This is a genomic window from Pseudoalteromonas sp. MMG033, from assembly GCF_057197785.1.
Genome location: NZ_CM170070.1, coordinates 1,186,478 through 1,203,362, shown reverse-complemented (window position 1 = coordinate 1,203,362; position 16,885 = coordinate 1,186,478). Strand labels below are relative to the sequence as shown.

Sequence of the window (16,885 nt, the reverse complement as noted above, 5' to 3'; positions counted from 1 at the left end):
CATGTCAGAGAGTAATTATAGCGAATTAGATATTGCCATCGTCGGTATGGCTGGCCGTTTTCCAGATGCCGATAATGTTGATCAACTTTGGCAAAATGTCAGAGATGGCCACTGCTCCGTCAAAACATTTGATGACAACAGCTTAAAAGCGGCGGGCGTCAGCGATGAAGATCTTGCCCATCCGGATTACATTAAACGCGGTATTCCTTTTGCGGGGATGGCGCAATTTGACGCGGCATTTTTTGGCTATACCCCCAAAGAAGCGGCGCAGCTTGACCCGCAGCAACGGGTATTTTTGCAAACCTGCTGGCATGCCTTAGAACATGCCGGGATTGCCACCGACACCAGTAATTTTACCGGTGTATTTGCCGGGTGCGGCGTGACTGCGTATTTATTGCAAAATCTATTGGGTGATTCACAGCAAGATATCACCAGTTTACTGGCGCTGACTAATGGCAACGATAAAGATTCACTGGCCACGCGCATCAGCTATGAGCTGGATTTAACGGGTCCGGCAGTGACCGTGCAGACAGCATGTTCGACGTCTTTGGTGGCGGTGCACATGGCGTGTCGTTCACTGCAAAACTATGAGTGCGACTCGGCCCTTGCTGGTGGCGTATGGTTAAATTTAAATAACGAGCAAGGCTATCATGCGCCGACTGGCGGCAGTTTATCACCCTCTGGCCAACTGAGCGCATTTGGTGAGCAAGCGGATGGTATCTTGATTGGTAGCGGCAGTGCTGCTGTGGTGCTTAAGCGTGTGGAAGATGCCATTGACGCAGGCGACCACATACTGGCTGTGATCAAAGGGTCTGCAATAAACAACGATGGAAAAGAGAAGGTCGGTTACACCGCACCGAGTGTCACAGGACAAGCGAGTGCCATTGAAGCGGCACTGGAATTTGCCGATATCGAGCCAAGCTCAGTGGGCTATATTGAAACCCATGGCACGGGCACAACCTTAGGCGACCCGATCGAAATCGCTGCGCTAAGCCGCGCCTACGGGGAGTGTGACAAGCAGCAAATTGCCATCGGTTCGATTAAAGCCAATATTGGCCACCTTGACTCAGCAGCGGGTGTAACCGGTCTGATCAAAGCGGTGCAAGCACTGCGTCATAAAACGTTACCACCCAGTTTGCACTGTGAGCCACTGAACAGCAAAATCGACTTCGCGAATAGCCCATTTTATGTCAACACCATATTGACCCCATGGGAAAGTGACTCAGTACGCCGAGCGGCGGTGAGTTCACTGGGGATGGGCGGCACTAACGCCCATGTGATTTTAGAAGAATACACAGCAAATGAGGTGCAGCACAGTCACACGGCACCTTGGCACATTTTACCTGTGTCTGCGAACTCGCAGTCAGCACTGGAAACCCAGCGCCAAGCGCTGGCTATCAAATTACAGCAAAATCCAGATTATTTAGCACTTATCGCAGCACAATCGCAGCATAACCGTACCGCTCAGGCTGTGCGTCATGCCCTAGTAGTAGACAGCGCAGAGCAGGCGCAGCAACTGCTAGTCCGAGATGTCTCGGGTGATAAAGTGGGCGCTGCGCAAGTGGCGCTGATGTTTTCAGGACAAGGGTCGCAGTATGTGACCATGGCTAAGCCTTTGCTTGAACATATGCCTGAATTTAAAGCCCAGTTTGATGATGTCATCGCTTTATTTGATGGCACTTTGCAAGATGAATTACGCCGCGTCTTTACCCCCAACGATGATGAGCTTTTGGCAGCTAACCAGTTGCTAGGTCAAACGCGTGTGACTCAGCCTGCTTTATTTATCGTCGCCTATGCGATGGCTAAATGCTATCAAGCCCACGGCATACAGATTGAAGCCATGCTTGGCCACAGTATTGGTGAATATGTGGCTGCGTGTCTCAGTGAGGTGATGAGCTTAGACACCGCTGTGAAGTTGGTGACGGCCCGCGGCGAAGCGCTACAAAAAATGGCACCGGGTGCCATGTTATCTGTGATGAGCGATGCGCCAAGTCTGCAGCCGTATTTAAATGCACAACTGGATATCGCAGCGTGTAATAGCCCGACCAATACTGTTGTGGCGGGGTCTAAAGAAGCCATTAAGGCGCTGCAAACTGAGCTCAAAGCCGCCGATATCAGCGTCACGCGCTTGCATGTGTCGCACGCTTTCCATAGCCATTTAACTGAGCCTGTGTTGGGTGAATTTGCTGAAGTATTAAATACTGTGCAATTGAATGCACCGCAAACGCCATTTGTGTCCAACGTAACAGGGACTTGGATCACGCCAGAGCAAGCGACTTCAACACAGTATTGGCTAGACCATATTCGCCGAGCCGTGAATTTTGTTGATGGCGTGAAAACACTGTCTGCTAAGTGCAATGTGCTCGTTGAGGCAGGCCCTGGCGATACGCTACAAAAGCTGGCCAAGCAATCGATTGAAGGTGACATTACAGTACTCAATTCCATTGCCCATGCGCGCGATTTAAAAGCGCCTATTCCACCTTGTGTGAAAACGCTGGCAAAACTGTGGCAATTGGGTGTGGCGATAGATTGGTCTGTGGTGTCATCGAGTCCACATGGGTTAGAGATGGCATTTCCAGCATATCAGTTTGATAGCACAGAATATTGGGTTGATGCGACACACAGCACAACTCCAGTGAAGACACAAGCTGACAGCACAGGTCCTGAATTATTAGCGCCAGTTTGGCAGCAGCAATTGAATACAACTTCTGCGCTTAGCCAGATCAACAGCGAAAAGGTACTCGTGATTGCGACAGATGCGCCAATATTGTCGCAGTTGACCACTGAACTCAGTACAAAAGGCGCGGAAGTGGTAGTGGCATGGCAGGGGGATGAATTTGTCTCGCTGGAACAAGGTCAATATCGTTTGGATTGCCAAGATGCCAATCAATTAACAGCACTTTATGAGCAGCAGAGCTTTACGCGCATTGTGGATTGTCGTTTGATTGATGAGTCTGGGTGTGGTTATCAGCAGTTATTACCGCTGGCCAAATGGCTATTGAGTCAAGGCACACTGCAGTGGACCGTGGTGGCCAGTGAATTATTTAGCGTGTTAGGTGATGAGCAAATATCGGCGGACAAAGCCACAGCGCTTGGGATAACGCGGGTGATTGGCATGGAGCAAACCGCCATTGATTGCCAGCTGCGAGAAATCACCACCGCGCAGCGCGACAGCGCTCAGTCACACATTGCGGCGCAATTGGTTGCAGATATGGCCAATAAAGCAAAAGAAATTGCTTATCGAGGTCGTCAGCGCTTTGTCTTAACTGAGCAGGTCTTACCGCAAACAGAGATTGCGGCGAATACTTTATCGTCGCCAGTGACCTTTATCACAGGGGGTCTTGGCGGTGTGGGCTTAGTGTTAGCTAAGTTATTGGCTGCACAAGGCCATGCTTTAATGCTGCAAACCCGTGCAGAATTCCCTGACAGCGAGCAGTGGCCTGCGTTGCTCAACGATGAGCACACCGACAGCAAGCTGACTGATCAGATCCACGCATTGCAATCACTGCAAGCAACGGGTGCGCGCGTTGCTGTGGTCACCGCAGATGTGTTGGATATTGCGAGTCTGAATGTTGCGATCAGTCATGCGGAGCAATCATTGGGCCGTATTACTCAAGTGATCCACGCTGCGGGCTTACCGGGCGGAGGCATGATGGCTCAAATGACTGCCGAGCAAGCGTCGCACAGTATGGCGGCGAAAACCCGCGGCACAGATAACCTATTAGCTGCGTTTAAATCACATCAGCTAGAACGGATGATTCTATGCTCATCTTTGGCATCAGTTTTGGGGGCCTTGGGTCAGAGTGATTACTGTGCTGCCAACAGTTACCTTGATACCGTAGCGATGCAGCCACAGCCATTTTTAGTGCAATCGGTGAATTGGGATGCTTGGGCAAATATCGGCATGGCAGCGGGTCACAGTGTTGGTGAAGACTTTGGTATTGATGAGCTGGCGGCCAAAACCTTATTGGATGGTATTAGCCAATCGCAGGCGCCGCAAATTTATGCTGCAAGCCTGTCTTGGCAAGCCCGTGCAGATAAGGTGGCCGAGCTGACTGAAAAGTTAATGCAGGCAAACTCTCCTGCGCCACAAGGGCACAAACGTCCAGATCTTGATACTGAGTTTGAAGCCCCAGAAAGCGAGCTTGAACTGCAATTGGCAACGATTTGGAGTGAGTTTTTAGGCTTTGACGAAATTGGCATTTTCGATAATTTGTTTGAGCTTGGTGGCGACTCGTTGATAGCCATACAAATGTTGGCCAAGGTTAAACAGCAGTTTGCCGTTGAGATAGAGCCAGCTACCTTCTTTGAAGATCCTAATTTAGACAATCTCACTTTCTTAATTGAAGAACAGCTGCTGAGTGAATAAAAGACGACTTTAAAGCACAGTGACTATTTTTGGGGAGGCCAAATTGGCCTCCCACTTTATTTTTTTCCTCTCCCAACGTCTAGCTGGCATTAAGGGCAAATTTACCGACACATCTAAGCAAAACGCGATGTAATCACCACAATCCAAACAACCTAATTAAGTAACAGCAATGCAGCAAAGATGCCTTGTTTGAGTTGCTGTGTATGGTGGTGAGTGTCATGTGGTAGCGAGCCAAAACCCATTGCAATGTGGTTGAGTACAGTCAAAGCAATACTTTGTTTTTTATCTCGACCGACACACAGCAGTGCATAACAATCGATAGCCAGGTGGGATCAGCATGAGCGAGCAAAAGCGCAGAAGAAGACGCGAGCGCGGTGGCGCATTAACTGAAGAACAGCAATTAAAACTCAAAGCCAAATTGGCCGACAGTCAATCTAGAGCCAAACAAAATCAGTTAACGGTGCGCGAAGATAGAAGCGCTAAAGTGCCATTGACACCGGCTCAGCAACGACTTTGGACTGCGTGGCAGTTAGACCCAGCAGACAGTGTCTACAATTTAGCGGGCACCTTGTCTTTTCAAGGGCAGTTAAATAAAGCCTGGGTACAAGCAAGCTTTGCGCACTTGGTGGCAAAACACGGCATTTTAAATAGTCGTTTCAGTGAGGAAGCAGGCACCACAGTTCAGCAGTTGCAAGCAGATAATGCCTTTACTTTTATTGATGTGCCCAGCCAAGCTGATACCGTGCAGCAGGCATTTGAGATTGCCGACCAGCCTTTTGATTTAACCGCAGAGCCTCTGCTACGTGTGGCACTGCTTGAATCTTCGGGTGAGTGCACTTTACTGGTTGTGATGCACCACATTGTGACTGATGGTACGTCGATGCAGCAGCTATTTAATGAATTTATTCAAGCGTATGCGTTGTTGCAGAGTCAGCAGAGTTTACCAGAGCTGACGCCGCAAGCCGATTATTTAGATTATGCTTTGTGGCTTGCACAGCAAGATCACACTGCATTGCTAGACAAGCAATTAACAGACTGGCAAGCGGCGCTTGGCGACGATTTTGAACCCCTGCGCCTACCCGCAAACAGCTTGGCAAGACAAGGCGGCAACTACCCCATCACGACCCAATCGATAACGCTGCCCAGCAACTTATGGCAGCAAGTGCAGGCTCTGACCAAGCAGCATCAGGTGACGCCGTATTTGGTGCTGCTCAGTGCATTTCAATATTTATTGCATCGTTATAGCGACCAACATGATGTCAAAGTGGGCGTGCCCATTGCCAACCGCCACCATGCGCAAACGCATGGTTTAATCGGCTTTTTCATTAATACTCAAGTGGTGCGCTTGGAAGTGGCGCCGCAAGACAGTTTTTCAACGTTACTGGATAAAGCCAAGTCGTTTTCACAGTTCGCACAGGCCAACCAAGATTTGCCTTTTGAGCACCTGCTCGATGCCATTAAACCGCCACGCAGCACCGGCAGTCACCCACTGTTTCAGGTGATGTTTAATTATTTAAAGCGTGACAAAGGTGCGATGGACTCGCTGCAAGGAGTAAGGCTCAAAGATACTCAAGCGCTGCGCTTTTCTATGCCTTTTGATTTGCAATTGGATGTGATTGAAGAAGTCAGCGGTGATACCACGTTGCACCTTTACTATGCCAACACGTTATACAGCGAAGCCTTTGCCAAACATTGCTTGGATGAGCTGGCTGCGCTACTCAGTGCGGTCTCTTTGCACCCGGCCTCGCCACTACAATATTTAGATTGGTATCCAGCGCACAGACAGCAGAGCTTGGAGTCGTTTTCAAATGGCGAGTCAGCATTTGAATGGCAAGACTCTATTGCCGACATCATCAGTGCGCAAGCTCAAAAAACACCAGAGCAAAGTGCATTGATCTTTGCTGGTGAGCACATGAGTTATGCACAGTTTGAACTGCGCACCAATCAATTGGCGCACTGGTTGATTGCCCAAGGCATAGGCGCAGAAGATCAAATTGGCGTGTATTTTGACCGCAGTTTCGAAATGGTGATTGCGCTTATCGGGGTGATGAAAAGCGGCGCGGCCTACGTACCATTGGACCCGAACTTACCTGCGGATCGCGTTGAATATATTGCGCACAATAGCACTTTTAAATTGGTGCTGGGAAATCGCGATAATCAGCAATTTAACGTACCGTATTTTGCTTGGTCAGCGCTGTCAGAGCAATTAGAGACGCACAGTGGTGACTATCCAAATGTCACTATTTTACCGCAGCAAGCGGCTTATGTAATTTATACCTCAGGCTCAACGGGCAAACCAAAAGGCGTGGTGAATCACCACCATGCTTTGTACAACCGGATCAGCTGGCAGGACCAAGCCTATCCGATTGGCAATCAAGATCGCGTATTACAAAAAACGCCATATGGCTTTGATGTCTCTGTGTGGGAGTTTTTCTGGCCGTTGATGCGCGGCGCAACCTTGGTGGTGGCTGAGCCGGAAATGCACAAAGAACCTCGTGAGCTTGCTGAGCTTATTCAAGCCCAGCAGGTGACCTTATTGCACTTTGTGCCCTCGATGTTACAAGCCTTTATCAGTGAGCCACTGGCACAAAAATGTACCAGCATTAAGCATATTATTTGTAGCGGTGAAGCGCTGCCTGCGGCTTTGCAAGCCGATACGCTTAAGCTGTTACCGCAACTGGAAATCCACAACCTGTATGGCCCAACGGAAGCGGCCATTGATGTCAGCTATTACGAATGTGATGGCCGCGCAGACAAAGCGGTGCCAATCGGTAAACCGATCGCCGGATGTGAGCTGTGGGTGTTGGATCAGCAACTGAACCTCAGTCCAATTGGTGCTGTGGGTGAGCTTTACATAGGCGGTATTGGTCTTGCGCGCGGTTATGCAAATCGCCCTGATCTTAGTGCGGAGCGCTTTGTTGCCAATCCATTTGCCCATGACGGTAGCCGTTTATATCGCAGTGGTGACTTGGTACGTTGGAGTGAGCTGGGTGAACTTGAATATCTGGGTCGAACCGATCATCAGGTGAAGATCCGTGGTTTGCGTATTGAGCTGGGTGAAATAGAGACGCAATTGTTTGCCCAAGATGGCGTAAAAGAAGCCGTTGTGGTGGCAGTCAGTGGCCCCAATGGCGGTGCGAGATTAGCAGCCTATGTCAGTGGGTCGTCTTTGGATGAAAGCCGTTTACAGCAGGGCTTAAGCGATGCCTTGCCCGATTACATGGTGCCTAGCAGCATCATGGTACTGGATGCATTGCCGCTGAGCAGCAATGGTAAAGTGGACCGCAAAGCATTGCCTGAGCCTAAGTTGCAAACTCAGCGTGCCTATCAAGCACCGCAAGGGGAGCGAGAAACATTACTGTGTCAGACATGGCAGCAGGTACTAGGGCAAAGCCCCATTGGTCGTGATGACAATTTTTTTGCTTTGGGGGGAGACTCGATCCTGAGCTTGCAAATTGTGTCAGCGATGCGCCAGCATGGCTTTGCACTGAGCGCCAAGCAAGTATTTGAAGCACCGACCATTGCCCAGTTAGCCAAGGCGCTGAGTGAGTTGAGCGACGCAGATAAAATCCCGCAAGTGGTGAGCGGCGATGCGCCATTACTGCCGATTCAGCATACGTTTTTTGCCAGACAACCCAGCCAGGTTGATCATTGGAACCAAGCTATTCGCTTGACGCCACCAGCGCCCATTGGCTTGGCACAGTTGAACGACAGTGTGCAAATGCTGATCAAGCATCACGATAGCTTGCGTCTGCAATTTCAACATCAAGGGTCATGGCAACAAGCGTATCGTGAGTACGATGAAGCGAATTACCGCGAAGTGGTTTGGTATCAGCAAACCACAGACAGCGAATTTGATGCGTATTTGCTCAATGCTGCTGAGCAGGCACAAGCCAGCTTAAGCATTCAGCGTGCTGACTCGCTGCGGGTTTTGTATGTCCACAGTGAAAGCCGACAAGCCTTGATCTTAATTGCCCATCACTTGGTGATTGATGGTGTCTCTTGGCGCATTTTAGTGGATGACTTATTGCAAGGCATTGAACTGGCTACTGCGGGTAAGGCAATTGCACTACCCCCAAAAAGCCACAGCTATCAATATTGGGCGCAGCAGTTGCAAGCCTACCCAAGTGCTCACGCCAATGAGTTTGCCCTGTGGCAAAACCAGCAGTGTGATGCCCTTGAATTACCTAACTATGTGGCAGAGGGCGATGCGACCATCGCAAGCGCACAAACTTTGCAAGTTAAATTGAGCGAGTCGCATACTCAGGCCTTGTTATCACAGGCATCACGCCCATATCGTACACATATTGATGAACTGCTGTTGGCTGCTTTGAGTGTGGCATTGAAGCGGTGGACAGGCAGCACCGACGCACAGGTATTCTTAGAAGGACACGGCCGTGAACCATGGCAGTCGCAATTAGATCTAAGCCGCACTGTGGGTTGGTTCACGTCTTTATATCCGGTGAAGTTAAGTGATGGTGATGATTTGGCACAGACCATTATCGGCACCAAAGAACGTTTGCGTGCGCTCCCCAATAAAGGCATCGGGTATGGCGCATTTAAATATTATGGCAGCGAAGTACAGCAGCAGGCGCTGCGCACAGAGCGTAAGCCGCAAATTGAATTTAATTATCTAGGTCAGCTAGATGCCAACAGCAATGCGCAGTTAGCCGATTGGCAGATGAATACAGACGGCGTCGGCAGCAGCATTGCTGCACAAAACCCGCTCAGCGCCGACATTGCAATTAATGGCGCTATCCAAAACAGCCAGTTACAGTTGGCCATCAGCTACAGTGGTGCACGGTTATTATCATCGGACATGGCTGATTTTGCGCAGTACTTTGAGCAGGCACTCAGTGAAGTTATTAACCATTGCCTTGAGGCTGAAGTGAGATTGACACCTGCGGATGTACCATTGCTGAGCCTATCTCAAGATGAGCTAGATGCACTGCCGATTGCCCCGTCGTCGGTGTCGAGCATTTATCCGCTGTCTGCGATGCAGCAAGGCATGATGTTCCACTCCATGATTGAGCAAAGTGCTGCGTATTTGAATCAGTTAAGGCTGGATATCAGCGGCTTGGATGTAACGCGTTTTAAGGCTGCATGGCAGCAAGTGGTCGCGCGACATGATGCCTTGTGCACAGGCTTTATCTCTGGGACGCAACAGCCTTTACAGTATGTCATCCATGACCATCAAATCGTATTTGATGAATTGGATTGGCAAGCGGAGCCTAAAAAATCAACCGATAAACTAGCCCGCACAATTTTAGATACAGGTTTTGCGGTGACTGAAGAGGTGGGCTTAATGTCGTTCACCTTGGTGCAGCAATCGGCGCAACAGCATCACTTCATTTGGACTTACCATCACATGTTATTGGATGGCTGGAGCAGCACGGCGGTGCTGGCTGAAGTCATGATGGCGTATCAAGGGCAAGCATTGCCTCAGCCCGGTGGCCAGTATCAAGATTATTTGGCATATCTTGCCAAACAAGATGAGGCGGCGGGCGATGCGTATTGGCAAAGCCGACTTGCACAGCTAAATGACGCCTCTTATCTGACTGAACTGCAAAACCGTGATGTCTTGGATAGCCAGTTAGGGTATGCACAGCACACATTGCAGCTCGATGAGTCACAAGCGGCGCAGTTACAAGCCTTTGCGCAGCAGCAAGAGATCACGGTTAATACCGTACTGCAAGGTGCGTGGTCATTGCTACTGAGCCGCATGTTAAATAAATCGGCGGTGTGCTTTGGTGCAACAACCTCAGGGCGACCTGCCGATTTAGTCGGTAGTGACAGCACTATCGGCTTGTTTATCAATACATTGCCGGTGATAAGCACCCTCGATAATGAGCAAATTGTGGGACAGTGGCTCAAAACCTGCCAGCAAGACAGTATGCAAAGCCGTGAATTTGAGCACACGCCTTTGTATCAAATTCAAAAATTGGCGGACGGGCAAGTGAGCTTTGACCAGCAAGGTCTGTTTGACAGCTTACTCATTTTTGAAAACTATCCAATTTCAGAGACACTGGGCGCCAATGAGTTAGGTGGAGCAAAGTTCTCTCTGGTAGAAAACCGTGAAGAAACCAACTATCCACTGACGGTATTTGTCGAAACGGCGCAGGGGCTGACCATTAACTTTGCATACCAAGGTTGGCGTTTGAGCACTGAATTTGTGGCGCATCTCGCGAATAACTTGGCGCGTCTACTTGAGGCGCTGCAAACACAAGTTGAACAGCCTCTTGGGCACATTCAGTTGCTCGACGACGCTACGCAAGCACAAGTGAAGCAGCTCGGCATTGGTAAATCACAACCCCTGCCGAGCAGCGATGCATTGGCAATGTTTGAAGCACAGGCAAAGCAAACGCCTCAAGCTATTGCGGTGCAAAATGAGCAAGGTGAGCAGCTCAGCTATGACGCACTGAATGGTCGCGCAAATCAATTGGCGCAGGCGCTGCTTGCAGCAGGACTGAGCACAGAAATGCCAGTGGCTGTCAGCATGACCCGCGGTATTGAGATGATTGTCGCAATACTGGCGGTGAGTAAAGCGGGTGGCGTGTATGTGCCGATCGCGGTAGAGCTACCAGAAGAGCGCCGCGATTATATTTGTCAGCACAGCGGTGCAAAGTTTGCACTTACTAACTCAAAGGTGAGCTTTGCTGAAGATGTGACCTGTTTAAACGTCACAGATCTGCCACTGACATCATATGACGAGGGCAACCTCGATGTGCAGCGCCATCACCATCAACTGGTGTACACCCTTTATACTTCAGGCTCCACAGGTTTGCCAAAAGGCGTGGCGATCAGTCACGGCAACCTAGTTAATTTCTTACTGGGTATGCAGCAGCAATTGGGCTTGGAGAGTGCGCTTAATGCATTGGCATTAACCTCGTTGTCATTCGATATCTCTGGGCTAGAAATTTATCTACCGCTGATAAGTGGTGGTACGGTCACAGTGGCACAAAATGCCTCGACGCTGAGCGCTGCGTTACTGGCCGAGCAAGACTTAATACAAGCTACCCCAGCAGGTTGGCGCAGCTTGCTAGAGCTTGATTTATTAACGCAAGTGCAAGGCAAGCGGGCCCTGTGTGGCGGTGAAGCCCTGCCTGCGGAGTTGGTGGCGGATCTGGCACAAAGTGGCGTTCAACTTTGGAACATGTATGGCCCAACCGAAACCACCATTTGGTCAAGTTGCTACCAAGTGACACAGGCGCCAGTACATTTAGGCGATGCCACCTTAAATACTCAGCTTTATGTGCTGGATAACCAATTAAACCTGTGTCCACAGCTGGTGGCTGGTGAGCTTTATATTGCTGGCCTTGGCCTTGCCCGTGGTTATTTATCTCGTCCTGACCTCAGCGCTGAGCGCTTTGTGGCAAACCCGTTTGCGGATGATGGTAGCCGTTTATATCGCACTGGCGATCTGGTGCGCTGGAACCAAGCTGGTCAGCTTGAATATTTAGGCCGTACGGATCATCAGGTGAAGATCCGTGGTTACCGTATTGAATTGGGTGACATTGAGGCGCAGCTGTATCGCTGTGGCGGAGTCAGTGAAGCGGTGGTCGTTGACGACAACAGCACGGGCACAACACAGCTGGTGGGCTATGTGTCTGGTAAAGCACTCGATAGCGAAATGATTAAAACCACCATCGCCCAGTGGCTACCTGATTATATGGTGCCTGCATTGGTGATGACGTTGGATGAAATGCCGCATAACAGCAATGGCAAAATCGATAGAAAAGCATTGCCAGCACCACAGTGGCAAGAAACACAGGTGTACATTGCCCCGCAGACAGAGACCGAGTCACGCTTAGCTACTATTTGGCAATCTGTATTAGGCGCAGAGCAAGTGGGCCGAGAGGATAACTTCTTTGCTCTAGGTGGAGACTCTATTAAAGCACTGAGTGTGGCGAGCCAAGGTAAGCAATCAGGGCTTCACTTTGAACTCCCTCAGCTACTGAGTACGGGCAATCTTGGCCAATTAGCGGCGCTGATTGATGGCAATGAAGCCAGTGCCAAGCCGGTGCTACAGCGTCAGGCACAGAGGTATTCTGGACTGTCGTTTGCCGAGCTGCGTCAGTGGTTCTTGTGGAAGCTATCACCACAGAGCAGTGCGTATCACATTAAAGGCGGCTTGATGCTGCAAGGGACGCTCAATACAGAGGTACTGCAAAGTGCGTTGGACTTTGTCAGCAATCGACATGATGCACTGCGTACCGTGTATGTCGAAGATAAAGACGCGCAGGTATCGCAATATATCGCACCGATTGGCCAATGTGCCTATCACGAGTTTGATGCGTCCAATGGCGCGGACAGTACTGCATGGCGTGCCGACTTTGTGGCACAGCCATTTGTATTGACCCAAGGCAACCTGTTCAGAGTTGGTCTGATAAAACACAGTGATACACAGCACGAACTGGTGGTTGTGATGCACCACATTATTTCCGACGCGTGGTCATTACAGATCATCATTGACGATTTTGCTAAGGCATATCGCGATGCGCTCTCGGATAAGGTGCTACCTATCGACACCGCAAGCGTGCGCTATAGTGATTATGCACAGTGGCAGCGGGCTTGGTTAAACGACGAGGTGAAAGCTGAGCAGCTCAGTTATTGGCATAGCGCCATTGGTGATGACTTATCTGCGCTGCGTCTGCCAAGCGATATAGCGACGCAGCAAAGTCGCTATCAAGCGGTGACAGAGCAAATTCAGCTCGATGATGCACTGAAAACAGCCTTGGCTGACTATGCTAGAGCCAACAACACCAGTTTGTTTAATGTCTTAATGACCGCGCTGAAGGTGTTGCTCCATCGCTACAGCGGGCAATCAACTATTCGTGTGGGTATGCCGATTGCCAACCGTCATAACGCGGGCACTGAATCTCTGGTTGGCTTCTTTGTGAATACCCAAGTGATCACCACGCATCTTTCAGGGGAGGTGTTATTGAGTGATGCGCTTGAACAGGTGAAAACACACTTATTGGGCGCACAAGCGCATCAAGATCTCCCATTTGAGCAACTATTAGATAGCCTTGATTTAGACCGTGACCTTGAACAGCCGTTGTTCCAAGTGATGATCAACCATCAACGTGTCGATGGGGAAGCGCTGCTAGCACTGCCTCAGTTAGATGTGAGCCCCGTATCTATTGCTGCCAGCGAAGCCCAGTTTGAATTGGTGCTGAACTGCTATGAAAACAGAGAAGGGCTCACCAATATTGAGTTTGAATTTGCCAAAGAGCGCTTCAGTCCGGCGCGCCGAGCAGAGCTTGCCCAAGCACTGAATGCGGTATTGACTGCGTTAGTTGATACGCAATCACAGTGCATTGCCGATCTTGTGCTGCTCCCAGAAGAACAGCAAGCGCAGTTGCATGCCTTGAGTCAGGGACAAACACACACGGCGGCGTCTTTGGTGACGTCGCAATTAAGTGCGATGGCAAAACAATGCCCGCATAATACCGCACTGAAGTTTGCCTATACGGCATTGAGTTATCAGCAGCTCGCAGCGCAAAGTGATCGTTTGGCGCATTACCTGTGTGCACAATCTCCCTCGGTTGTGGCGGTACGTTTTGCCCGTGGCGTTGAGATGGTGGTTGCAGCCTTAGCTGTGTTGAAGTCCGGTGCGACATACGTGCCGATTGACCCAAGTTTGCCCCTTGAACGTCAACAATATATTGCACAGCAAAGTGGTGCCGATTTATTGCTGAGTGATGATATAGCCAGTGAGCTATCGGGTGTGCCTATCCATACACTGGATGAGTCCATGCTCAGCGTGTATCCGACCACACCTCTCAGCAACACCATTTTACCGCAGCAAACGGCCTATATGATTTTCACATCGGGCTCGACGGGGTTACCAAAAGGCGTGGCTGTCTCTCATCAGGCGCTGGCAGATCATTGCTATGCCATGCAGCAGTATTATCACTATCAAGTCGGCGATCACGCTTTGCTCTTTGCCTCAATGGGCTTTGATGCGGCGCTGGAACAGCTGTTAATGCCACTGCTAAGTGGCGCACAATTGAGTGTGGTTGACCCGAAATCTATGGGCCCAGATGCACTTGTTGAGTACGTTGAGGCTGAGCAAGTCACCGTGGTGGACTTACCGCCAGCGTACTTGCGTCATGTGCCAAAACTGGACTCAGTGCGCCTATGTATTGTCGGCGGTGAAGGCTGGCACCATGGTGACTTTAATTTAGCTCAGCAAAGCTTGCCACAAGCACAGTTTGTTAATGCCTATGGCCCAACCGAAGCCGTGGTGACGCCGACGCTGTGGATGGGCGATGCCAAGTCTTCTGTTGATGGTCGTTACGTCCCCATCGGTAAGCCGGTCGGCAATCGTAACGTCTATGTGTTAGATAGCGACTTGAACTTGTTGCCACTGGGGGCTGTGGGTGAGCTGTATATCGGCGGCAGCTGTTTAGCTACAGGCTATGTGCAGCAAGCTGATTTAACCGCCGAGCGTTTTGTGGCGAACCCGTTTAGCGACAATGGCACGCGATTATATCGCACCGGTGATTTAGTACGCTGGACTGCGCAGGCACAGCTGGAATACTTAGGCCGTGTTGACGATCAGATTAAAATTCGTGGCCACCGTATTGAGTTAGGTGAAATTGAGGCGCAGCTCAGCGCGCTCGATGGCGTGGCACAAGCGGTAGTTTTGGTGCAAAGCCAGCAGGAGCAACCAGTGTTAGTGGCATTTGCAGTCAGTGACAAGCTGACAGGCAGTGCGCTGCAAGTTGCGCTGCGTGAGCGGCTACCTGAATATATGATCCCACAAGTCATTGAAATTGTGACGCAGTTACCGCTCAATCAAAATGGCAAGGTGGATCGTAAGCGCTTACCGGTACTCACATTGGCATCAGAACAAGGTGCATGTGTGCCGCCACAAGCGGGTCTTGAGCAGCAGATAGCACAGATTTGGCAATTACTGTTAAATGCCCCACAAGTGAGTCGACACGACAACTTCTTCGCATTGGGTGGGGACTCCATCAGTGCGCTGCGTTTGGTGCCTAGAATTAACCAATTAGGTGATTACGGCATTGAGGTAAAAGACATTTTCAATGCGCCTGATTTGGCGGCTTTAGCCCAACTGACTGCGCAGTCTGAGCAGGGAGCAGCGCGTTTAGCACTGGTACCTGTTGAGCGCACAGAGCTAATGCCAGTGTCAGCGGCCCAGCAAAGCTTGTGGCTGACGGACAGAATGAGTGATGCAGCAGACAAAGCTGCGTATAACATCGCGGGTGGCGTATCTCTTAGTGGTGAACTAGACATTCAGGCGCTTGAGCTGGCATTTAACCAGTTACTTACTCGCCATGAGGTGCTGCGTACTCGCTTTGTGAATATAGAAGGCGAGCCGCGCAGTGAAGTGCTTGAAAGTGTACACTTTAACATTGCTGTTGAGCAGGTTGAATGTGCGCAAACGGCGATGCAAATGCGCCGTGACTTTGAGCAGCAAGGTTTTGATTTAAGTACCGCACCATTGATGCGCGCCAAAGTGCTGCAACTGGGTGCAAATAGCTATCAATTATTGGTCAGTATGCATCACATCGTCAGTGATGGCTGGTCGATTGCCAACTTGGTGCAAGAGCTTGGCGTGTTTTATGCCGAGCAGCTTGGAGACAGTAGTTTAGTCGAAGCGATGGCGCCGCTAGAGGTGCAATATGCAGATTATGCGCACTGGCAAAATGCCCGTTTAGCTTCCGAAGAGGGGGCTCAAAACCACACATTCTGGCAACAACAGCTTGAGGCGGCACCTCAGCTCACCACGTTGCCGCTGCATTTCCCGCGTCCTGACAAGCCGAGCAGTCAAGGCGAGCAGGTACGTTTTGATATTCAAGCTGATACAGCGGCGCAATTGCAAGCATTGAGCGAGGCGCATCAGGTTTCCTTATTTGCCTTGTTAAAAGCCAGCTATATGGCGTTTTTGAGCCAGCAAACGGGGCAGCAAGACTTAGTGGTTGGCACACCCATGGCAGGTCGAGAAACACTCTCGCTTGAGCCATTAATTGGCTATTTCATTAAGGTGATGCCACTGCGCGTAAAAGTCAGTGCAGATGAGAGTCTTATCAGTTTGGCAAAGCAGGTTCAGCAGCAATTTTTAGCGGTGCAAGATCACCAGCTGCTGACGCTTGAGCGGATCATGCAATTGGTGGATACACCGCGTCAAGCGGGCACCTCGCCAATCTTCCAGCAGTTGTTTGTGATGCAAAATACACCACAGCCACGCTGGCCTGTTGACGGCATGGAGATCACTGAGCTGCCAAGTGGTGAAGTGAGCAGTAAGTTTGACTCAGGCATCTTCATTGAGCCGAGTGAAACTGGGTTCAGTGGTAATCTGGTATTTAAAACAGATCTCTACCTGAAAGATAAAATGGCGACCTTGGTCACTCAGTGGTTGAGTCTGTTGGATACTTTGGCAGCCCACCCTGAACAAGCTTTACCTAAACCTAAACGCAGTAGTGGCGCTAAAAAACGCAAGTCTGCTAAGTTTGGTAAATTGAAAAAGTAAGCTGATTTTTTAAC

General features: G+C 50.2%; 2 protein-coding genes. Both read left to right on the top strand.

From position 1 onward, the window contains the following. Position 1 precedes the first annotated feature (1 nt). A complete protein-coding gene (locus AC2CZC_RS05345) occupies positions 2–4,369 on the top strand; it encodes a type I polyketide synthase (protein ID WP_484584080.1) in 4,368 nt (1,455 codons plus the stop codon). Positions 4,370–4,706: 337 nt separating this feature from the next. Further along, positions 4,707–16,871 (top strand): amino acid adenylation domain-containing protein, encoded by a 12,165-nt coding sequence (locus tag AC2CZC_RS05340; RefSeq protein ID WP_484584079.1) that lies wholly within the window; start codon positions 4,707–4,709, stop codon positions 16,869–16,871. Positions 16,872–16,885: the final 14 nt, after the last annotated feature.

Coding starts and splice junctions, on each gene's coding strand:
- AC2CZC_RS05340 (WP_484584079.1), top strand. CDS start 4,707: ATGAGCGAGCAAAAGCGCAGAAGAAGACGCGAGCGCGGTGGCGCATTA.
- AC2CZC_RS05345 (WP_484584080.1), top strand. CDS start 2: ATGTCAGAGAGTAATTATAGCGAATTAGATATTGCCATCGTCGGTATG.